At 43.8% G+C, this 20529-nt stretch carries 23 protein-coding genes and 1 riboswitch; all 23 genes read right to left on the bottom strand.

Going from position 1 to position 20529, the window contains the following annotated elements; all coding sequences use genetic code 11:
* Positions 1–13: 13 nt before the first annotated feature.
* The 23 genes from TV75_RS01995 to thiD all read right to left on the bottom strand — a co-directional run bounded on the left by TV75_RS01995 (position 14) and on the right by thiD (position 20527).
* Positions 14–238, bottom strand: coding sequence for a DUF3906 family protein (locus tag TV75_RS01995; RefSeq protein WP_044336968.1), 225 nt, complete (start codon positions 236–238; stop codon positions 14–16).
* Positions 239–251: 13 nt separating this feature from the next.
* The gene (locus TV75_RS01990; protein WP_044336967.1) at positions 252–1862 is read right to left on the bottom strand and encodes a nitrite/sulfite reductase; all 1611 of its coding nucleotides are present in this window, start codon (positions 1860–1862) and stop codon (positions 252–254) included.
* 12 nt (positions 1863–1874) lie between these two features.
* Positions 1875–2477: an adenylyl-sulfate kinase gene (gene cysC, locus TV75_RS01985; protein WP_044336966.1), complete on the bottom strand. Its 603-nt coding sequence runs from the start codon at positions 2475–2477 to the stop codon at positions 1875–1877.
* A 13-nt stretch (positions 2478–2490) separates the two neighbouring features.
* Positions 2491–3636 carry a sulfate adenylyltransferase gene (gene sat / locus TV75_RS01980; protein WP_044336965.1) on the bottom strand — a complete coding sequence of 382 codons (1146 nt, stop codon included), beginning with the start codon at positions 3634–3636 and terminating at the stop codon, positions 2491–2493.
* A 41-nt stretch (positions 3637–3677) separates the two neighbouring features.
* Positions 3678–4700: an inorganic phosphate transporter gene (locus TV75_RS01975; RefSeq protein ID WP_044337960.1), complete on the bottom strand. Its 1023-nt coding sequence runs from the start codon at positions 4698–4700 to the stop codon at positions 3678–3680.
* A gap of 57 nt (positions 4701–4757) precedes the next feature.
* On the bottom strand, positions 4758–5456 hold the full coding sequence (locus TV75_RS01970) for a phosphoadenylyl-sulfate reductase (RefSeq protein ID WP_044336964.1): 699 nt from the start codon (positions 5454–5456) through the stop codon (positions 4758–4760).
* 99 nt (positions 5457–5555) lie between these two features.
* Entirely contained in the window at positions 5556–5711 is a 156-nt protein-coding gene (locus TV75_RS22460; protein WP_113967891.1) for a YezD family protein, read from the bottom strand.
* 86 nt (positions 5712–5797) lie between these two features.
* A riboswitch (SAM riboswitch) is annotated at positions 5798–5903 on the bottom strand.
* Between the two features lie 163 nt (positions 5904–6066).
* Positions 6067–6468 (bottom strand): MaoC/PaaZ C-terminal domain-containing protein, encoded by a 402-nt coding sequence (locus tag TV75_RS01965; protein ID WP_044336963.1) that lies wholly within the window; start codon positions 6466–6468, stop codon positions 6067–6069.
* Complete coding sequence (locus TV75_RS01960) at positions 6465–6914, bottom strand: MaoC family dehydratase N-terminal domain-containing protein (protein ID WP_044336962.1); 450 nt, start codon at positions 6912–6914, stop codon at positions 6465–6467. Before TV75_RS01960 ends, TV75_RS01965 begins: the two co-directional genes overlap by 4 nt.
* A 21-nt stretch (positions 6915–6935) precedes the next feature.
* Positions 6936–7694 carry a 3-oxoacyl-ACP reductase FabG gene (gene fabG, locus TV75_RS01955; protein WP_044336961.1) on the bottom strand — a complete coding sequence of 253 codons (759 nt, stop codon included), beginning with the start codon at positions 7692–7694 and terminating at the stop codon, positions 6936–6938.
* A gap of 21 nt (positions 7695–7715) precedes the next feature.
* Positions 7716–8891 (bottom strand): acyl-CoA dehydrogenase family protein, encoded by a 1176-nt coding sequence (locus tag TV75_RS01950; protein ID WP_044336960.1) that lies wholly within the window; start codon positions 8889–8891, stop codon positions 7716–7718.
* Between the two features lie 45 nt (positions 8892–8936).
* Positions 8937–9917, bottom strand: coding sequence for a quinone oxidoreductase family protein (locus tag TV75_RS01945; RefSeq protein WP_044336959.1), 981 nt, complete (start codon positions 9915–9917; stop codon positions 8937–8939).
* A gap of 11 nt (positions 9918–9928) precedes the next feature.
* The gene (locus TV75_RS01940) at positions 9929–10705 is read right to left on the bottom strand and encodes an enoyl-CoA hydratase/isomerase family protein (RefSeq protein ID WP_044336958.1); all 777 of its coding nucleotides are present in this window, start codon (positions 10703–10705) and stop codon (positions 9929–9931) included.
* 23 nt (positions 10706–10728) lie between these two features.
* A complete protein-coding gene (locus TV75_RS01935) occupies positions 10729–11805 on the bottom strand; it encodes a phosphotransferase family protein (protein WP_044336957.1) in 1077 nt (358 codons plus the stop codon).
* A 15-nt stretch (positions 11806–11820) separates the two neighbouring features.
* Positions 11821–12237 (bottom strand): acyl-CoA thioesterase, encoded by a 417-nt coding sequence (locus TV75_RS01930; RefSeq protein WP_044336956.1) that lies wholly within the window; start codon positions 12235–12237, stop codon positions 11821–11823.
* A gap of 78 nt (positions 12238–12315) precedes the next feature.
* A complete protein-coding gene (locus TV75_RS01925) occupies positions 12316–12882 on the bottom strand; it encodes a TetR/AcrR family transcriptional regulator (protein WP_044336955.1) in 567 nt (188 codons plus the stop codon).
* A 44-nt stretch (positions 12883–12926) separates the two neighbouring features.
* Positions 12927–14525, bottom strand: a complete 1599-nt coding sequence (locus tag TV75_RS01920; protein WP_044336954.1) for a long-chain-fatty-acid--CoA ligase — start codon at positions 14523–14525, stop codon at positions 12927–12929.
* Between the two features lie 51 nt (positions 14526–14576).
* The gene (locus TV75_RS01915) at positions 14577–15326 is read right to left on the bottom strand and encodes an SDR family NAD(P)-dependent oxidoreductase (RefSeq protein ID WP_044337959.1); all 750 of its coding nucleotides are present in this window, start codon (positions 15324–15326) and stop codon (positions 14577–14579) included.
* A gap of 18 nt (positions 15327–15344) precedes the next feature.
* Positions 15345–16574: an acyl-CoA dehydrogenase family protein gene (locus TV75_RS01910; protein WP_044336953.1), complete on the bottom strand. Its 1230-nt coding sequence runs from the start codon at positions 16572–16574 to the stop codon at positions 15345–15347.
* Positions 16575–16618: 44 nt separating this feature from the next.
* Positions 16619–17392, bottom strand: a complete 774-nt coding sequence (locus TV75_RS01905; protein WP_044336952.1) for an SDR family oxidoreductase — start codon at positions 17390–17392, stop codon at positions 16619–16621.
* A 182-nt stretch (positions 17393–17574) separates the two neighbouring features.
* Positions 17575–18960 carry an L-cystine transporter gene (locus TV75_RS01900; RefSeq protein ID WP_044336951.1) on the bottom strand — a complete coding sequence of 462 codons (1386 nt, stop codon included), beginning with the start codon at positions 18958–18960 and terminating at the stop codon, positions 17575–17577.
* A gap of 119 nt (positions 18961–19079) precedes the next feature.
* The gene (gene thiE / locus TV75_RS01895) at positions 19080–19721 is read right to left on the bottom strand and encodes a thiamine phosphate synthase (protein ID WP_044336950.1); all 642 of its coding nucleotides are present in this window, start codon (positions 19719–19721) and stop codon (positions 19080–19082) included.
* Positions 19718–20527 (bottom strand): bifunctional hydroxymethylpyrimidine kinase/phosphomethylpyrimidine kinase, encoded by an 810-nt coding sequence (gene thiD / locus TV75_RS01890; protein WP_044336949.1) that lies wholly within the window; start codon positions 20525–20527, stop codon positions 19718–19720. The genes thiE and thiD overlap by 4 nt, the downstream gene beginning before the upstream one ends.
* Positions 20528–20529: the final 2 nt, after the last annotated feature.

Genomic DNA, 20529 nt, shown 5'->3' with positions numbered 1-20529 from the left:
CCAATTTTCCTCCTTAAGATTTGATGATTGTTTCCTGTTCATGCAGAACAAACCCTGCACCATTTCCACGGATTCTACGTTTCTCGTAAAGAGAGATGTCTACCACATCAGGCTTTTTCAAAAAATACTTCTCTAATTCAATTTCTACTAAATCAAAGGCTTTCTCATCTGATTCTGCCGCCACTACGACAATCGTGACGAAGTCGTGAGTAGTCACTTCAAATCGATACAAGTTCATCCGGTATGCCCCCTTACGCTTCCTGAAGTAATTGATCTAACGATTCTTGAAGGGGAGCGGTACCGACCCGGTTGATATAGTCAAAGAAGGCTTCCCCCGGTTCTTTTGACTGTTTAAAATGAAGCAGCAATTGCTTTACCACACCTGTCAGATTACCGGCTTCCACTTTCCCTTTTAGCTTTTCGTTCAGTTTTCCACCGTCTTGAAGAGTTCCGCCAACGTATATTTCAAATGCTTCGATCATCTTCTTATCTTTTGTTCTCATTTTAATTCCTTGAAGCCCGATATCAGCGATTTGTCTTTGACCGCATGAGTTCGGGCACCCGACCATGTGAATCCGGACAGGGACATCCAATGAAAGTTCCTGGTCCAATTGATTGGCAATTTGTCTCATTCGTTCCTTCGTCTCCACTAAAGCCAGATTACAATACTCGATTCCTGTGCAGGATACGGAATACCCGATGAAGGATAGAGGAATTGTTGAAATACGATCAAAGATTTTCTCAGAAAGCAAAGCATCGACATGTTCATCTGGTATGTTGGGAATGATGAGATTCTGAGAATTACAGTTTCTAAGTTCGCCATTCCCATATTTCTTGGAGATTCTCGCAAGCTCATATACTTCATCGGAATTTAAGCGTCCAACCGGTACATTCAGCCCCACATAATTGAGTCCTGCCTGTTTCTGTGGGTGCACTCCGTAGAAATATCCTGCATTCCAACCTTCCACGGCATCCACTCCCGCCGGTAATAGCTCAACATACTGTAATAAGGTTTCTTTGAATTTCTCAGGTCCCCAGTCGGCCATCAGGAACTTCAACCGTGCCAAATGTCTTTTCTCTCGATAACCGAAGTCGCGAAAAATCGTGGTAACGGCTATTGCGACTTCCTTCACTTGGTGAGGAAGGATGAAAACATCCAACTCTTGGGCGAGGAATGGTCTCGCGGACAATCCTCCACCGATCTTCAGATGGAAGCCGACTTCTTCTTTACCGTCAATCAGCTTTTTCGCAGGAACAAAGGAAACACAATTAATCTCGGCATTCGACGCATTATTGATGTTTGCGGAGATGGCTACTTTGTATTTTCGCGGTAAATTTGAAAAATCTTCATTGTGCTGGAAGAAATCATACACTTCTTTCACAATACCCCTTGTATCGAAAAGTTCATCAGGATCGATCCCTGCAAGGGGGTTCCCGACGATATTACGTGTGATATCACCACATGCACCCGCAGAAGACAATCCGACCTTTTCCAGACGTTCAAAGATGTCGGGAATCTGTTCAATCTTCAACCAGTGAAATTGGATCGCCTGGCGGGTAGTGATGTCATAGACATCTCTTCCATACTCTTTACAAATGGCAGCGAGCTCCAGAGCCTGTTCATGTGTCAGGATGCCCGACGGGACGTTCACTCTCATCATGAAATAGCCGTCTTCCTTTGGTCTTTGCAGATACAAACCTGCCCATTTAAACTTATCCCACTCTTCTTTCGGAATTGAAGAGAAGCCGTTTTCCGCATAGTAAGGAATATCTTCAAAGATAGACAACCCGTCTTTCTCCAGTTTCCATTGTTCCGTTTTGTTCAATTTTTCATTTGACTCCCATGATTTTGAATATGCCATGATTCTCTCCCCTTATATAAGCTGTTTTAGATTCAATACAGTTAGTAAGTGCTCCACGCATTCTTCAATTGTATATTTCTCCGTATCCAATACCACTTCCGGTTTTTCAGGTGCTTCATAAGGAGCACTGATTCCTGTAAAATGAGTTATTTCCTCTTTTCGTGCTTTTTTGTACAAGCCTTTTGGATCGCGTTTTTCACATTCTTCTAACGAACAATGTACGTACACTTCGATAAATTCATCCTTCTCCACTAAATTTCGGACGAGAGCACGGTCTTCCCTGTATGGTGAGATAAAGGCCGTCAGGACAATTTGACCGCTATCAATGAAAAGTTTGGACACCTCTCCGATTCTCCTGATATTCTCCTTTCGATCTTCTTCCTTAAACCCCAAATCCTGATTTAATCCGTGACGGACATTATCCCCGTCCAGAACATAGACCTGATTTCCTTGTTCGAAAAGGGAGTGGGCCAATGCATTGGCGACAGTCGATTTCCCTGAAGCGGATAAACCCGTGAACCACAAAATAAAACTTTCATGTCCATTTTTTTTACGTCTCTCCTGTTTCGTTACTGACGTTTCATGCCATACGACGTTTTCTGTTTTTTCATTCAACCCGGTATCCTCCTTAAGACGTTTGTCCCGCTTCTTGTTTTAGACCTTTAATCAACACTTCGATCACTTCAGGGCGACTGAACGTCGAAGGGGGGACCTCCCCGTTACGGAGCATTCCTCTCACTTTTGTCCCTGATAATATAACGTGATTGCTCTTATCATGAGGACAGGTCTTCGTAGTTGCCATCCCTTCGCACCTCTCACAATAAAAACTGTGCTCGAAGCGGAGAGGGGTGATCCCTATCTCTTCTTTACTGAACTGATCAAATATTTTCTGTGCATCATAGGTACCATAATAATCACCGACACCTGCATGATCTCTCCCGACGATGAAATGCGTGCATCCATAATTTTTCCGTACCAGTGCATGGAAGATGGCTTCCCTTGGACCCGCATACCTCATGGCAGCAGGGAAGACTCCTAAAAACACACGATCTTTAGGGTAATAGTTCTGTAACAGAACTTCATAGCTCTCCATCCTGATGCCCGCTGAGATATCATCTGCCTTTGTTTCGCCAACCAGTGGATTTAAGAAGAGTGCATCCACGGTTTCCAATGCCGTTTTCTGAATATACTCATGGGCCCTGTGAACAGGATTTCTCGTTTGGAAACCGACAATCGTTTTCCATCCCCTTTCCTTGAACAATTTTCTCGTTTCACTTGGGTCGAATGTATACCCGTTGAACGTTTTGGAAGGACGTATAATCAGGCTGATTTTCCCACCTACGTACACATCTCCCCGTTGGAATAATTTCTTGACACCTGGATGGACCGGATCGGTCGTTCCATATACGAGAAGGGCTTCTTTCTGTTTGTCCGGTTCATAAATATCCTCAACTTCAATGAGGCCATATGTTTCCCCCTTATATACAAGGCGGCTCTTTAAGCCTTTCTTTACGTCTCCTGCTTTTTCTTTTGCAATGGGCAGGGTAATCGGGATGCTCCACACATTGCCATTCTGCAAACGTAAACTTTCCACTACATGTTGATAATCAACTTCGGTCAAGAATCCATTTATAGGGCTGTATGCACCTATTCCAATGAGTTCCAGATCACTTAACGCGATTTCGTCTAATGGGATCTCATGTAGAATATCCTCATAGGGTTCTTCTGGTAAATACGATTGAACAAGCGTTCCTCCGTGGGGCTGTAAACTCATCATTTATCCTCCTTAACATATTGTTTTACTCGGAATTCAGTTTAAATTCCGCCTCCGTCTTCGTGAACGGATCGCCTTTCTTCATTGATCACTCGCACGAGGGATAGTGCTCCCACAGTTGCGATAATGACGCTTATTGGAACAACGACCGAATACAGATCGCTATCGATCACGAGCTTTACTAGAAAATATGAAATACTAAGCGAAATCAGGGGTGAAACCACCCAAATTTTAACGATTTTTTTGACGATTTTCTTTTGCAGCATATGTTTGCCGTTCTTCGCCATCCCGATGCCTATGATAGAGGATGAAGTAACCTGAGTGAGCGGGATCGGTAATCCATACAGTGAGCTCACCATCACTAGGATCGCTCCTGTAGAGGAAATGACAATTCCTTCGGCTTTTGAATAGTGTGTAATTTTTTTTCCGTTTGTTTCCACTACTTTTTTGCCAAGTAAGATCGCTCCGAGGGCAACGAATAAACCACCCAGCCAAATCCCCCGGGATGGGGACAGTAAACCCGCACCCACCAATGGACCGACGGCGTTGGCTACATTGTTCATCCCTGCTGAAAAGGCTTCAAAGAACCCGGCGATGATCAAAAGGTACGCAAGCCACCTTTTTTCAAAATGGATACCTCGCTTTTCAAGTTTTACTAAACCTATACCGAATACCCATGTAACCCCTAAGGCAATGACCGGGACAATCACCCAAAATGACATGATCGTTAAAAGGGATTTCACATAAAGAACTTGATATGCGACTCCGACTCCTACAACCGCTCCGACCGTCACTTCACTTGTAGACAGCGGAATTCCTATCACATTTGCCAGAAACAAGGATATGGTGGCGGATGACAAAATGATGACCACAATTTTGATGGAAAGTAAATGCTGCGGGATAATCCCTGAACTAATGGTTTTAACAACCTCTCCGCCACCTAAAACCGCCCCGCTAAGGACACCTCCAGCGCAGATCCATAGTGCTACCCTGATATTCTTTATGGCTCCTGCACCATACGCAACCCCCATCGATGCTGCCGCTCCGCTGGCACCAATGTTCATAGCAAAGAACAAACTTATGATCAGGGCGAATATTTCAAGCAAAGAATATCACCTCTTTTAATGAAGACCGCATTCGGTTTTACCTTTTCCTTTCCATCTTCCGGAGCGGAGATCATTGATGTCTAAGGCCTGTGTTGTGCAATGGAAGCATCCGATACTCGGATACCCCTGATCATGAAGTGGATTATAGGATAGGTTATGCTTATGAACATACCTCCAAATTTCCTTCCACGTCCAGTGAATTAAAGGACAAATCTTAATGGATTGAAACTTTTCATCCTTATTGATGAATTCAACCTGACTTCTTGTAGATGATTGTTCTCTTCTTAACCCTGAAATCCAAGCATTTCCTTTGGATAAGGAATCTTTTAGAGGGTCAAGCTTTCGAATTTGACAGCATTGATTGGGGTTTTTCTCCCACAACTTATCTCCATATGTTTCTGCTTGTTCTTGGAGCGTTAATTCAGGCTTTTTCATATGAATGGTGAGACCAGGATACTTCTGCTTCACCTTTTCAATCGTTTCGTAGGTTTCCTTGAAATGCACTCCTGTATCAAGAAATACAATGGTTGCTTTCGGCTGTACTTTGGTAAGGAGATCGATTAATACGATCCCTTCAATGCCAAAACTGCATGCATAGACGACACTTTCACCATAATGGTCATACGTCCACTCGAGAACATTTAACGCTCCTTTATAGACCGGATCAATTTCAAATTTGATGGATGGTTTTTTCCAAGTTTGATAAGTTAACATGATACACCCCTTTCCCGCTCATTCAAACAAAAAGAGGCGATAACAAGATATAGGGATTTCCTTTATCTGTGTTATGCGCCTCTAGTTTGTCTAGTCAGCTTATTTAATTCGCACTTTCTCGTTTTTCTCCAATTGAATGACTTTACCGTCCTGGACCACAATGGTAATCGACCCGAAACTCATCGTCTTCAACATCGAAGTGATCTTTTCGACTACTACATCATACTCTGCTTCTTGATTTTTTTCTTTAGTCACATGATTCCCCCAATTTTTATCTTATCCAGAAAAATCATGAATGAAAAAAACAACCCTCCATTTTGGAAAGTTGTTCAGGTAAGGATACCTTATCTTCCAAAATGACTTCACATTTTGCTGGAATTAGCACCTTACATAACGTAGGTTGCTGGGTTTCGCGGGGCCAGATCCCTCCACCACTCTGGATAAGAGTTATTAATTTTAATATTCTAAATAATATCATATTCTACGGGGAAGTCAACCCGAGTTTTTCCATCGGATTTGTGTCTTTTTGCTTATTTTTCTTGCAAAGCCTTCATTCTCTTTATTTCTATTCGCTTTATGAACGCTATAGGACACTATTTTACCCCGGTGATCAAAATAATTGAATCATTATTTTACCTTCGAGCACTTTCTTCTGGTCCTGGTTGACCGCAAAGACTTTAAAATGTAAAATATCATCCTGTTTCTCTGATACTTCTGCCTTCAATGTAATGACATCGTTCAATACAACCATTCCTTTAAACCGGACGGTGTACTCTTTGATATATCCTTCTTCAAAATAATCACTAAAAAGCTTGGAGACATTTCCCATCGTCCACATGCCATGGGCAATAACCCCTGGAAGACCCAATTTATGTGCCTCATCATCGATTGTATGAATAGGGTTATAATCCCCAGATGCTCCTGCGTATTTGATTAAGTCGATTCTCGAGACTGGAGCTAATTCAACAATGGGAAGCGTTTCACCTATATTTAAGGATGATAGTGTAGTCATATTCCCAACCTCTCTCTAACCGCTTCTGTGATGATGACAATCGCCTCGGAGGTGAAGATCCTTTTCCCTCCTGATTCTTCACCGATGTCTTCTATTACAAGAAAACCAAGTGTTCCACCCGATCCTTTCCGTTCATAGTAATCTTTTATTTTCGTGTAACACCGAATGCATTCCCCGACCTTCAGTGGTCTTTCATAGTGAAATGATTGTTCACCATGAATTAACCCGACGTTCGGTAAATGAAAACCTTCAATCGTTCCATAGTCGAGGACTCTGGGAAAAGTGGGGGGAGCGATATTGCCCCTGTATCTGGATCGTTTTCCTGCTCCTTCATCAACATAAATGGGGTTGAGATCACCGATGGCTTCGGCAAATTTACGGACTGCTCCTTTTTCCACATAGTTTTCTACGGAAGTTGAACGCTTACCAATATAAGATTGAAACATATCCTTCACCTCTTTCTCCCTTTAGGCTTTCGGCCCGCCAGCTACGTAGAGGACTTGACCGTTAACGAATGACGAGCTTTCATCCGCGAAAAACGCCACTGCATTCGCTATATCTTCCGGCTGGCCGCTTCTTCCTACGGGAATTCCTTGAAGACTCGCTTCCACCAGTTGTTCAAAGGGTATTCCGATCCGCTTCGCCGTTTCCCTGGTCATTTCCGTTTCGATGAATCCGGGGGCGACTGCATTGGTCGTAATCCCAAGTGGACCAAGCTCTATAGCCAGAGTTTTCGTCAAACCTTGAAGGCCTGCTTTAGCCGTGGCATAATTTGCCTGTCCGCGGTTACCCAGTGCAGAAGTAGACGAGATATTAATAATACGACCATACTTGTTCTTCACCATATAACTTTGCGCTGCCTTCGCTACGTTAAATGATCCTTTCAAATGCACATCCATGACCGTTTGCCAATCTGTATCGGTCATTTTAAATAGCAAATTGTCTCTGATGACTCCTGCATTATTGACGGCAATATCAACGGAGCCGAAAGTTTCATAGACTTCTTTAATGGCCTCTTCTACTTCTTGGGATTCTACTACATTCGCAACTTTTGTATATATCTCATACTCTTTTAATTCCTCACTGACTTCCATTAACGCCACTTCATTCACGTCAATGATGGCAACCTTTGCCCCCTCTTCTGCAAAGAGATTTGCAATCGCTTTACCGATCCCCCGGCTCCCGCCTGTTACTAAAGCTACTTTTCCTCTGAATCTTTTACCCATTCACATTACCTCCCCATCGCTTTAAACAAATTGGCCCACTTTCACATGCCCTTTCAATAGATTCCGTGATATGATAAGTTTTTGAATTTCATCCGTACCATCATAAATCCGCCACAACCTTGCTTCACGATACCAGCGTTCGATGGGAAGCTCTCTTGTGTAGCCCATCCCTCCGTGAATTTGAAGGACCCGATCCACTACCCGATTGCCCATGTTCGATCCGTACAGCTTGGCAATCGATGCAACATGGCGATTATCTTCTCCTTGATCCAGCGTGAATGCTGCATTTAGCACAAGCCACCTGGCAGCTTCAATTTCCACGGCAGAATCAGCGATCTGCCATTGAATCGCCTGTCGATCTGCGATTGGCTTTCCAAATGTCTCCCGTTCCTTTGAATAGTCGATCGCCATTTGAAGTAAGCGTTCCGCTGCCCCTACCGCTTGTGCCCCTACTATCCAACGTGCGAACCCGATCCATTCCAGGCCCAAATTGTAGCCACCATCGATTTCACCCAGAATATTTTCCTCAGGCACCCGCACGTCATCAAAAAACAGACTGGCCGGTCCCCATTCCCCCATGGTATGAATGTATTCAGATGTCCACCCCATGCTCTGATCGGCAATAAAACAGGTTACTCCGTCCCGACCCGTCCGCCGATGCTTTTCCTTATCGGTCACCGCCATGACCATGACAAAGTCTGCTTCATTTCCGCCCGTAATAAAGGTTTTTTCACCATTTAACACCCACTCATTTCCATCCTTCACTGCGGTCATCCGGATGTTTTGAGTATCGGATCCGGCTCCCGGTTCCGTCATGGCGAAGCAGGATTTTTTCTCTCCGTTTATTGTGGGAATCAAATAATTCTTTTTCTGTTCTTCGTTTGCGTAGTATAGGATGTTATCTGCATAACCACCGAAACTGAAAGGCACAAAGGTCTTGGAGATTTCCATATATACAATGGCCATCATCATTTGCCCGAGATCCGCTCCGCCGTACTCTTCTGGTGTATTGATCCCCCAGAACCCTGCTTCCTTCGCTTTCAACTGCAGCTCATTTCTTTTTTCCGGGGAAAGACTTGGTTTTCCTTCCCGTTCATTTCTTAGCACTTCATTTTCTAAAGGTATAAGTTCTTTCTCAACAAATTTACGGATGGTTTTTTGAATCATTCTTTGTTCATCTGATAAACGTAAGTTCATCCTGGTTCCCCCTTATAAAGTGGATCGTATATCAACGAGTAAAACCTAGAATTTTGGTTGCAGGATTACCTTTCCTACGGTTTTTCTTGCCTGCATGAGCGAATGGACCTTAGCTACTTCTTCTAGCGGAAACACATGACCAACCGTTACTTTCAATTCACCGGTCGCGACATAATGAAAGATTTCATGAAGGGTTTTCTGGGTCAGTTCAGCATCTTTCATGAGAGGAGGGAGGAAGAACCCGATAACAGACTGATTTTTTGCCATCAAGGATGACGGATAAAATCTGCTCTGTTCCCCGCTTGCTACTCCGTAAATGACCATCCTTCCGAAATAGTCGAGACATTTTAACGTTTTATAGAAAATGTCACCGCCAGCCATCTCCAATGCCAGATTTACACCCTTTCCATTTGTTGCTTCTAAAACGTCTGCTTCCCAGCCATCTTGAGTGTAGTTGACTAATACGTCTGCCCCCATGTCCCCGGCAAGATGTAATTTTTCTTCTGTACTGGCCGTAGCAATTACCTTACCTGCGCCAAAGCGTTTTGCCATTTGTACTGCAAGCAGGCCAACGCCACCAGCAGCTGCATGGATAAGGACCGCTTCTCCCTGCTGCAATCTTCCCAATGTTTTCAAAATGTGATAGGCACTTAAACCTTGAACAGGGATGGCGGCCGCTTCTTTGAAATCCAACCCGTATGGGAGGGGGATAACCGAACGCTCATCTGTCAGGGAAAATTCTGCATAACCTCCTGAATCCATCATGGCTACAACCCGGTCTCCCTTTCTTACTCTCGTCACATCTTCCCCTATTTCAGTGACGATTCCCGCCACTTCAGAACCCGGGATATAGGGGAGTGGGGTTTTTACCACGTATTGGCCTTCCCGTCTTGCTGTATCAGCGTAATTGACTGCAGATGCATGAACTTCAATAAGGACTTCTCTCCCCCGAGGCGTCGGGATATTTATATCCACACTCTCTAATACATTAGGGCTTCCAAACTCTCTGAACTGAATGGCTTTCATCCTGGTTCCTCCTACCTTCCTGAAAAAGATGGTCTTCTTTTTTCTTTAAATGCTGAAACCCCTTCACCATGATCTTCTGTTGAAATCATCATTGTTTGTGTGATTCGTTCTTGTTCAAGCATTTCATCCAATGATGTAATGAATGAACGATCAATCATTTTCTTCATCATTCCATAGGCTTTACTTGGCCCCATGGCTAATTCTACAGCCCACTCAGTTGTTTTCTCTTCCAGTCTTTCAGAAGGTACAATACGGTTTACCACACCTAAGTCATACATTCTTCCAGCACCCACAGGTTCACCTGAAAAAAAGAATTCTTTCGCTAAATGGGGACCGATGATGCGTGGAAGAAAATACGAACCTCCGCCATCGGATATAAGACCTACTTTAGAGAAGCTTAAAGCAAACTGACTATCTTCTGAAGCGATAATCAAATCGCAGGCCAGGGCCAGATTAAATCCTGCACCTGCAGCAAAGCCGTGTACCGAGGCGATGACCGGTTTATCTATTTCCTTTATCGATTTAATGCATGTATTTAAGATCCCGATATGTTCATAGACTTCTGTTGATGTGGCGCTCCCCATCGTTTTCACGTCGCCGCCTGCAGAAAAGGCCCTCCCGGAACCGCGGATCACAATAGCTCTGATTTCCTGATCATGTTCTGCCTGCTCCAGTGCTTCAACGATTCCCGTCAGCATGCTCTCATCAAAGGAATTCAAGCTATCCGGTCTGTTTAATGTCAATGTAAGCACCCGGTCAGTGGTTTCTATTAGTAAAGAGGATTTCATCGTCTTCGTTCATCTCCTTGTCTTTATTCCTGGCGATCAAATGCAGCTTGATTTCCCAAAGTGATCAAAGATTCCGCAAACCGATCGAATTGAGAAAATCGTGAATCTCTCGTTTGACCCATCTTAAAGCGGTAATAGATTTGTTGCACAATGACTGCAAGCTTAAAATATGCAAAAGATAAATAAAAATGGATCTGATTTACGTCCCTTCCGCTTTTCCTCGCATATTCTTCGATAAATTGTCTTCTGCTGTAAAAACCATCCATGATCGTTACAGGAGGCTTTCCAAGACCGAACTTTAACAACCCGGGATCATCATTCTGTATCCAATACCCCATAGCCACACCTAAATCTGCAAGGGGATCGCCAACGGTCGCCATCTCCCAGTCAAATAACCCCACCATGGATGTCATGTCGGAAGAAAACATGGCATTGTTTAATTTAAAATCATAGTGAATGATTGTCGATTCAGCATTTTCTGGTACATTGTTTATCAACCAGTGTGTCAGTTGATCTACTTCATGTATTTCACTTGTTTTGGCACGCTCGTAACGTTTGATCCATCCGTGTACTTGCCTTTCCATAAAATGTTCGGGCTTGCTGATTTCATGCAGAGTTGTTTTTCGGTGATCAATGGAATGAAGTTCCACCAGTTTAGAAACCATTTCCTCCGATATTTTCCTGCAGTCTTCCGGTGCCACATGGAGATGCTGGGGAAAGGAAGTATCGAATACTTCGCCCTTTTTTCGTTCCATGATAAAAAATGGACTTCCTACGATACTTTCATTATCAGAGAACACATATGGCTCCGGTGCAGCCCCGAAAAGTGGTTTAATTTCTGAAAGGATCCTGAATTCTCTTTTCATATCATGAGCCTTCGGGGCGACGGGACCTAAAGGAGGGCGCCTCAGTACACCTTCCCATTCACCTACTTTTAATAGATACGTAAGATTTGAGTGTCCTGCAGAAAATTGTTTAATAGATAGCTCTTCATGAAGGAGGTTGGGGAAATGCTCTTTCAAGAAGTATTTTAAATCGGTTACATTCAGTTCTTCTCCTTGTCGCACCGATACCGTTTCATACCCTGCTTTTTCAGACATAGTCTCCCTCCTTAATCAAGAATATTCAGTCTTTTCCGATCGTAGATGAACGCTTAACTGTTCTTTTAATAACTCAGGGATCATTTTGCTTTGCTGCTCAAGAAAATCAAAATAAACGATCACCGCATTTCCCTTTGCAATCAATCGATTGGTGTCCGCACATAAGATATCATGCTCTAACTGAAAGCTCTTTGATCCAATTTTTGATAGATAGGTGGTGATTTTTAGTTCTTGATTAAAATACCCTTGTGACACAAAGTCACATTTTGTTGAAGCCAGAATAAAACGCCAGTCTTTCACATCCAGATCAAATCCGAGTGATTGAAAGAATTTTATTCTTGCTTCTTCTAAATAAACAAAATACGTTGCGTTGTTGATATGACCTAATGCATCCGTTTCGCAAAATCTACTCGTTACCGTGATGGTTTCCATTTACACGACATCTCCTTCCATAAATACTAACCAGTCGGTATGTTAATCCTAAAGGAAATCCTGTAGATGATTTCCCACTTACTCTGACTCAATCCCTTTTAATACCATATCGACAAAAGTCCGGGCAATTTCCTGATCGGATTTCGCACCATGGGGTTTATACCATTGATAGCTCCAATTCATCATACCGAGAATTCCAAAGGCTACAATCGATACGTCAAAGTCCTTATGAAAGTCTCCGTTCGTCCTACCTTCTTTCAGGAGAGTTTCAATATTATAGCGATACATATCCCGCTTAGGCTCAATTGCATCCAGACTTTCTTGACTCAGGTGCCTCATTTCTCTAAAAAACACTTTGGCACTGGCCCCTTGCTCTTTAATGTCCAGAATGGAAAGGTGGACAATATCATACAGTTTTTCCATGTAGCTCTTCCGGTCATCCTTAAGAACTCTTTCCTGTTTAGATAATAAGCCATCAATGTAGCGCATGTGAATTTCCCTTAACAGCTCCTCCTTACTGGAAAAATAGTAATAAAATGTTCCTTTCGTTACACCAATGGATTCTACGATATCCTGGATGGAAGTAACGGTAAACCCTTTTTCATCAAATAAGCGTACAGCATGTTCCGTAAGTTTTTCTTTCATCTGAAATCCTCTCAATCTGCAAATATCACCTGAATTATATCATATTACCCGACGCTTTCTCGCAGAGCTCTTCTTAATATTTTCCCAACACTCGTCTTAGGAAGCTCATCACGGAACTCGATGATTTTTGGTACCTTGAATGAAGACATATTCTCCTGACAGAATCGAACCAATTCTCCTTCGGATGCCTTTTCCCCTGACTTTAAGACGACCACTGCCTTAACGGTTTCTCCTCTATAAGAGTCCGGGACTCCGATTACGACAGCTTCCTGTACGCTTGGGTGCTCGTAAATGACTTCCTCGACTTCCCTTGGATACACATTGTATCCTGATGCAATGATCATATCCTTCTTTCGGTCGACGATCGATACATACCCTTCATCATCCATCCGGGCGATGTCCCCTGTGTAAAGCCAGCCATCCCGCAGGGCGTGGGCAGTCTCTTCAGGTAAATTCCAGTAGCCTTTCATGACTTGAGGGCCTTTTATAATGAGTTCGCCCACATCCCCTAAAGGAACCTCCTTAGTACCGGTCGCTAAATCGACTACCTTATAGTCTGTGGATGGAAAGCCTATTCCGACGGTTCCCGGCTTTCTTTCTGCAAAAGCTGGGTTGCAATGAGTCGTTGGTGAAGCCTCTGATAAACCGTATCCCTCTAATATTTTCGCTCCTGTTTTCTTCTCGAATTGATTCAATAACTCTACTGGCATCGGCGCACTTCCGCTATTACAAATCTTTATAGAATCAATTCCGTACTCTTCTGCCTGGGGATGATTGGTGATCGCCACGTACATCGTCGGCACACCCGGAAACAGGGTCGGTTGCTCGTTCTTAATCGTTGTTAATACTTCGGTCAACTCAAACCTTGGGAGTAAGATCATTTCATTTGCTGAATACACTGCAAAGTTCATACAGGAATTCATCCCAAATACATGAAAGAACGGGATCACACTCAGGCTTCTCTCTTTTCCTGTTTCGATGCTGTCTTTAAAGAAGAGTTGACTTTGAATCACATTTGAAAGAATGTTTTTATGAGTGAGCATGACTCCCTTTGATGCACCGGTTGTTCCACCTGTATATTGAAGGACTGCCACGTCTTCTTCAGGATTTATCGATACTCGAGATACTTTACCGTCCCCCACCCTTAAAAATTCATCAAAGGAGTAGTCCGAAGCACTGTTTTCCCCTTGCAGACTGACTGCGATAATCGTCTTGATCTCTGTTTCCTGTTGTATGGATTTGACCATAGGATAAAAATGGTCCAATACGACGATTGTCTCTGCCCCCGAGTCATTAAGCAGATGGATTAACTCCCTTTCAACCGACATCGGATTCACCTGTGTGACAATTCCCCCGGATGTAAGGATCCCATAATAAGAGATCACATATTGCGGACAGTTCGGGAGCATGATCGCCACCCTGTCTCCTTTCTTCACTCCAATTTGTTGAAAGGATGAAGCAAGCATGGTGACGGCACCTTGAAGTTCACCATAGGTAATCCGCTTTTGATAAAAGCTTATACATGGATGAGCCGGGTATGAAGAAACGGTAAGTTGAAGCATTTCCGGGATTGAAAAATCGATTGCAGGAATTTCAGTCTCAAACGTATCAGGGTAATGACTGAGCCAAGTTTTAGTTGTCACATAATCATTCCTTTCATTTCAGATTATTCATGTACCAATTCGTCATGATCCCTAAAAGATCAACCCTCCACCATCAACAGATAATGTACTGCCTGTTATAAAGGATGCCTCATCTGAAGCTAAAAACAGAATCGCTGACGCTACTTCTTCTGGATTTCCAATGCGCCTTAGTGCATTGGATTGAGAAATCGCCGACCATTTCCTCTCATCCTTCTTCCAGTCAGTGATGATGTTCGTATCAATGACTCCAGGCGCAACTGCATTTACACGAATATTATCCTTCCCATACTCCAGGGCTGCATTTTGTGTCAGTAGTATGACACCACCCTTTGCCGCATTGTAGGCTGACACGTATTTCCGTCCTTTCAATCCGAGAAGGCTCGATACATTCACAATGACACCGCCTTTCTTCATCAGTTGCGGTACGGCGTACTTCATTCCCAGAAAAATACTTTTTAAGTTTGTATCGAGTACAGAATCCCATTCGTTTTCTTCCAGATCGATGCCCCTGACTTCCGACTGTCCGATCCCTGCATTATTGATAAGGATATCGAGTCCTCCGAAATGTTCCACCGTTGTATGTACGAGGGATTGAATGCTTGTACTTTTCCGTACGTTCGTTTTGACGAAGAATGAACTCCCTTTTTTTTCCTGGATGAGTCTAACCGTCTCTTCACCACTCGCATCATCCAGATCTGCAACGACGACAGAAGCACCTTCTTCTGAGAACCTAAGGGCTGTAGCGCGCCCGATTCCTCCTCCTCCTCCCGTAATAACTGAAACCTTCCCTTTTAACCTCATCATCATCCACCTCTCTTCCTAGCTCTTTACGTGAGAAGCTTCATCGTGTTTTCTCAATTCCAATTTTGCCAATTGGGCAAGGTGCACTTCATCCGGGCCATCGGCAAGCCGCAGTGTACGGGCATTTGCCCATTGAGCTGCCAATGTGTAGTCATCCGATACACCAGCTGCCCCGAACGCTTGAATGGCCCTGTCAATCACACGCAAAGCCATGGAAGGAGCCACCACCTTAATCATGGCGATTTCCTGTTTTGCAACTTTATTCCCAACAGTATCCATCATATAAGCCGCTTTCATCGTTAGTAGACGGGCCTGCTCAATTTCAATCCTTGAGTTCGCAATCCATTCTCTTACGACTCCCTGCCCGGCCAGTGCATTTCCAAACGCCTTCCTGTTTTGAACGCGCTTACATAATTCTTCAAGGGCTCGTTCAGCTGCACCAATTAAACGCATGCAATGGTGGATCCGGCCGGGACCTAAACGTCCCTGTGCAATGGCGAATCCCTTTCCTTCTGCCCAAATCATATTTTCCAAGGGAACTCTCACCTCGGTAAAGGTGATTTCTCCGTGCCCATGGGGGGCATGATCGTACCCGAATACAGGAAGCATACGCTCTATTTTTACACCTGGCGTATTCAAAGGGACGATAATCATTGATTGCTGTTCATGACGGCCCGCTTCCGGATTGGTTTTCCCCATCAAAATGGAAAAGCTGCACCGTGGGTCCCCGGCACCAGATGACCACCATTTCCTGGCGTTAATGACGTATTCATCTCCATCCCGAATGATACTCGCCTTAATGTTCGTTGCATCGGAAGACGCGACATCAGGCTCGGTCATAGAGAAACATGAACGGATATCACCATTTAGAAGTGGGATAAGATATTGTTGTTTTTGAATGGGGGTGCCATAACGTTCCAGCACTTCCATATTCCCTGTATCAGGAGCATTGCAATTAAACACTTCAGGCCCAATCAGGGATCTCCCCATGATTTCACATAGTGGGGCGTATTCTACATTATTGAGCCCGGCTCCGAATTCGCTTTTGGGAAGAAATAGATTCCATAATCCCTGTTTCTTCGCTTCGGCTTTTAATTCTTCCATTACTTTAGGAACTCCACTCCAGCGGGATTCTTGCTGATTGAGCTGTTCTTCATAGAAGGACTCGTTCGGGTACACGAATTCTTCCATAAAACGCAATAGTCTATTTTGATATTCTTGTACTTTAGGAGAATAAGAGAAATCCATTCCATCCTTCCTTTCTCAACTAGGAACTCTTAAATTGGTTAAAGTTACATGGCAGACGAACCACCGTCAACGACGAGAACTGAACCAGTGACAAAATCAGCTGCACGAGACGCAAGGAAAAGTGCTGCTCCTTTTAAATCATCTTCGGTACCGAATCGATTTAATGGTGTGCCGTTTAAAATGGCTTCCCCTGCATGAGATAGAATTCCTTTTGACATTTTTGTCGGGAAGAAACCCGGCGCGATTGCATTCACATGAATCCCGCGGGATCCCCATTTCACGGCTAGATCCTTCGTGAAATTGATGACCGCTGCTTTACTGGTACTATAGCCAATGGCATCCATATAACGAGGGTCTGTCCCTTGAAGTCCTGCTACGGAAGCGATATTAATGATTTTCCCTTCCTGTTGCTCAAGCATTACTTTCCCCACGGCCTGTGACATAATAAAAGTACCATTTACATTCACATTGATTACTTTATGCCAGGCATCAAGGGGCATATCTTCTGCAGGTGCCCCCCAGGAAGCACCACTGTTATTCACTAAAATATCAATGCGGCCAAATATCTTCTTTGTTTCATCTACAACATGCTGTACATCCTCAGGATTTGTGACATCACACTTCAATGCCAGTGATTGGACACCTAGTCCTTCTAATCCTTTCTTCACATCTTCACATGCTTCAACGTTTCTCGAGCATACTACAACGCTTGCCCCCGCTTCAGCAAACCCTGTCGCGATTTGTTTTCCCAATCCTCTGCCTCCCCCTGTCACAAGGGCTACTTTACCTGTAAGATCAAATAATTCCTTCACATGCATGTACGTGCCTCCTCATCTTTAGAGCATTTCAATCACACACCTAAGATACTAACCGGTCGGTATGTTTAATTCTATAGTAAAGAATATAGTCTGAATTTTCAATCATAACCACTCTAAATAACTAAATTTATTTGTATGCAAAAGTAAAACTGGCTCATATATGAATGAGCCAGCCCACTTGTTTAAGCTTCTGCTTCAATGATTTCTTTGTTATACGTTTCGCTATCCAAATCCCCTGTCACTTTACTTGTTATCACTCCGGATGTCATCGCACCACTTACGTTAACAGCTGTCCGCCCCATGTCAATCAAAGGTTCAACAGAGATCAATAGACCCGCTAACGCTACTGGAAGATCCAGGGCGGATAGAACAAGGATGGCAGCAAATGTAGCTCCGCCTCCAACGCCTGCAACACCGAAGGAGCTGATGGCCACCACTACGATGAGCGTAAGAATAAAGGAAGGGGTTAATGGGTTGATCCCGACAGTCGGTGCAATCATCACTGCAAGCATGGCAGGATACACCCCTGCACAACCATTCTGACCGATGGATAACCCGAAAGATCCCGAGAAGTTGGCAATCCCTTCTGAAACACCCAATTTATTCTTCTGTGTTTGAATATTAAGTGGCAGTGTACCGGCACTGGATCTCGACGTAAAAGCAAATGCTAATACAGGAAATACTTTTTTCATGTAAGTGACCGGATTTAAGCCAAATAGAGTAAGCATGATTAAGTGAATGGCAAACATGATAATCAAGGCCACATAAGATGCTGCAACAAATTCTCCAAGCTTCATGATAGCATCAAAATTACTTAATGCCACTGTCTTAGCCATGATGGCCAGCACACCGAATGGAGTGAGTCGTAACACTAAAGTCACAATTCTCATCACTACAGCATAGACGGAATCAACAATCTTTTTGAAGAATTCAGCAGCTTCTGGCTCTTTGCGCTGAGCTCCCAAGTAAGCGATACCGATGAAAGCTGCAAAAATTACGACTGCGATCGTCGAGGTTGCTCTTTGTCCCGTAAAGTCCAGGAACGGATTCGCAGGTAAAAGCTCGAGAATTTTTTGAGGATAACTCTGACCCTCTAAAGCTGTTGCTCTCTCCTCTAATTGAACACCCCTTGCCGCTTCAGCATCTCCTTGATCAATTTGGATCGCTTCCAGGTCAAAAGCCACAGTCGTAGCGATTCCGACAGCTGCAGCAACGGCAGTTGTGCCTACCAGCAATCCAATGATCAATACAGAAATCTTCCCTAAATTGTGAGAACGCTTCAATTTAGTGAAGGCTGAAATAATCGACACAAACACTAAAGGCATGACAATCATTTGCAGTAGTTTAATATAGCCGGTTCCGACGATGTTAAACCATTCAATCGATTGTGTTACATTTTCATCACCGGCTTCATATACCCACTGTAATCCAAGACCAAATAGTATCCCCAGACCCAGAGCGGTAAACACCCGTTTTGAAAACGAAACATTTTTCTTTTGCATATAAAGTAATACACCAATGAGAACAAGAAACACCAAAATGTTTAACAAAACAAACCAGACATTCATTCTTACCCCTCCCTCTTATCGTTGATGATGATACAAGTTAGACCGAGGTCTACTGTATAGTATGATGAGGGAGAGAGAGATATGTTGCTATAGTGGTTTAATTTTTTATTCTGAACCGATCACAATCGTAAAAGCTTTTGTTGGACAGCTCGGGCTATCTTTTCCGTGCTATAGGGATGTTTTGAAATCGCTGAGATGACTGCGACACCGTCCGCACCTGCTTCAAATACTTTAGATGCATTACTGTATTGAATGCCTCCAATCCCGACAAGGGGGATATCGATACCATTTGTTCTTATTGATTGGATGACTTTCGGACCACGGACCTCTCTACAATCATTCTTTGTATTGGTAGGAAACATAGGACCGACTCCTAGGTAGTCTGCCCCGGACTCCACAGCTGACCTCGCTTCATTCACATCATGAGAGGAGACACCAAGTATTCTATTCCCTATTTTCCTACGGACTTTATCGATAGGTTCATCCTCCTGACCTATATGTACTCCATCTGCGTTCATTAATAACGCCAGCTCCACATCATCATTCACGATGAAAGGAACACCGTGTTTACGACATAAACGCTGCAGCTCATGAGCCAGCTCAACTTTCGCTTCACCTTCTAAAGCTTCCATACCCTTTTCACGGAATTGAAACATGGTCACTCCGCCTAAAAGGGCTTCCTCTAATACATGTGCCGGATGCTTCTCACAATTAGGGCTTCCCATCACAAAATATAACTGCAAACTTCTTCTGAGGTTCATACATTCATACCTGCTTGGTACGCCCAATGATTCGTCGGACCGTGTTCACTCCCAATACCCAGTGAGTCACTGATCGCGGCAGTTATAAAATGTTTGGCTGTTTGGACAGAATCATAGACCGTATGTCCCTTGGCTAATTGTGCTGTAATCACAGCAGAGAATGTACACCCTGTTCCATGTGTGTGGGGTGTGAAGACTCTCGGACTGCTAAACTCATAAAATCTTTTTCCATCAAAGAGGATGTCGGTAGCTTGTAAAGATTGAGCGTGAGATTGATGCCCACCTTTAATCACCACATGTTTCGCCCCCATCTGGAACAATACCATCGCCGCTTTCTTACGTTCAATATCGTTCAAAATGTCCATCCCTGTCAATGCCTCGGCTTCAGGGATGTTCGGCGTGACAACCAACGCAAGGGGGATCAATTCATTGACCAGAGCGTTAACGGCTTCCCTCTCCAATAAAGTTGCTCCCCCTTTTGCTACCATGACAGGATCTACAACGAGATTCGTCCAAGAGTGTGATCGAACAAAGTCGGCAACATGATAAATAATGTCTTCGTTCACCAGCATGCCCGTTTTGATGGCTTTGGGAGATAAATCTTCAGCAATCGATGTCAATTGATCTATGACAGCCTCTCTAGATAATGGATACACACCCTGTACACCTCTTGTATTTTGCGCCGTCACTGCTGTTATGGCAGACATCCCATAGACATTCAGCTCCTGAAACGTCTTGAGATCTGCCTGGATCCCAGCCCCACCGCCACAATCAGATCCGGCAATCGTCAATGCTTTTTTAATCATGA

It is taken from the genome of Rossellomorea aquimaris (genome assembly GCF_000935355.1).
In the GTDB taxonomy this organism is placed as follows: Bacteria; Bacillota; Bacilli; order Bacillales; family Bacillaceae_B; genus Rossellomorea; species Rossellomorea aquimaris_B.
This window is presented reverse-complemented; position numbering and strand designations above follow the sequence as displayed.

What these genes read in the sequence shown, in the direction of transcription:
- TV75_RS01995 (WP_044336968.1), bottom strand. Translation starts at nt 238, where the DNA reads ATGAACTTGTATCGATTTGAAGTGACTACTCACGACTTCGTCACGATT.
- TV75_RS01990 (WP_044336967.1), bottom strand. Translation starts at nt 1,862, where the DNA reads ATGGCATATTCAAAATCATGGGAGTCAAATGAAAAATTGAACAAAACG.
- sat (WP_044336965.1), bottom strand. Translation starts at nt 3,636, where the DNA reads ATGAGTTTACAGCCCCACGGAGGAACGCTTGTTCAATCGTATTTACCA.
- TV75_RS01975 (WP_044337960.1), bottom strand. Translation starts at nt 4,700, where the DNA reads ATGAACATTGGTGCCAGCGGAGCGGCAGCATCGATGGGGGTTGCGTAT.
- TV75_RS01970 (WP_044336964.1), bottom strand. Translation starts at nt 5,456, where the DNA reads ATGTTAACTTATCAAACTTGGAAAAAACCATCCATCAAATTTGAAATT.
- TV75_RS01965 (WP_044336963.1), bottom strand. Translation starts at nt 6,468, where the DNA reads ATGACTACACTATCATCCTTAAATATAGGTGAAACGCTTCCCATTGTT.
- TV75_RS01960 (WP_044336962.1), bottom strand. Translation starts at nt 6,914, where the DNA reads ATGTTTCAATCTTATATTGGTAAGCGTTCAACTTCCGTAGAAAACTAT.
- fabG (WP_044336961.1), bottom strand. Translation starts at nt 7,694, where the DNA reads ATGGGTAAAAGATTCAGAGGAAAAGTAGCTTTAGTAACAGGCGGGAGC.
- TV75_RS01950 (WP_044336960.1), bottom strand. Translation starts at nt 8,891, where the DNA reads ATGAACTTACGTTTATCAGATGAACAAAGAATGATTCAAAAAACCATC.
- TV75_RS01945 (WP_044336959.1), bottom strand. Translation starts at nt 9,917, where the DNA reads ATGAAAGCCATTCAGTTCAGAGAGTTTGGAAGCCCTAATGTATTAGAG.
- TV75_RS01940 (WP_044336958.1), bottom strand. Translation starts at nt 10,705, where the DNA reads ATGAAATCCTCTTTACTAATAGAAACCACTGACCGGGTGCTTACATTG.
- TV75_RS01935 (WP_044336957.1), bottom strand. Translation starts at nt 11,805, where the DNA reads ATGTCTGAAAAAGCAGGGTATGAAACGGTATCGGTGCGACAAGGAGAA.
- TV75_RS01930 (WP_044336956.1), bottom strand. Translation starts at nt 12,237, where the DNA reads ATGGAAACCATCACGGTAACGAGTAGATTTTGCGAAACGGATGCATTA.
- TV75_RS01925 (WP_044336955.1), bottom strand. Translation starts at nt 12,882, where the DNA reads ATGAAAGAAAAACTTACGGAACATGCTGTACGCTTATTTGATGAAAAA.
- TV75_RS01915 (WP_044337959.1), bottom strand. Translation starts at nt 15,326, where the DNA reads ATGAGGTTAAAAGGGAAGGTTTCAGTTATTACGGGAGGAGGAGGAGGA.
- TV75_RS01910 (WP_044336953.1), bottom strand. Translation starts at nt 16,574, where the DNA reads ATGGATTTCTCTTATTCTCCTAAAGTACAAGAATATCAAAATAGACTA.
- TV75_RS01905 (WP_044336952.1), bottom strand. Translation starts at nt 17,392, where the DNA reads ATGCATGTGAAGGAATTATTTGATCTTACAGGTAAAGTAGCCCTTGTG.
- TV75_RS01900 (WP_044336951.1), bottom strand. Translation starts at nt 18,960, where the DNA reads ATGAATGTCTGGTTTGTTTTGTTAAACATTTTGGTGTTTCTTGTTCTC.
- thiE (WP_044336950.1), bottom strand. Translation starts at nt 19,721, where the DNA reads ATGAACCTCAGAAGAAGTTTGCAGTTATATTTTGTGATGGGAAGCCCT.
- thiD (WP_044336949.1), bottom strand. Translation starts at nt 20,527, where the DNA reads ATGATTAAAAAAGCATTGACGATTGCCGGATCTGATTGTGGCGGTGGG.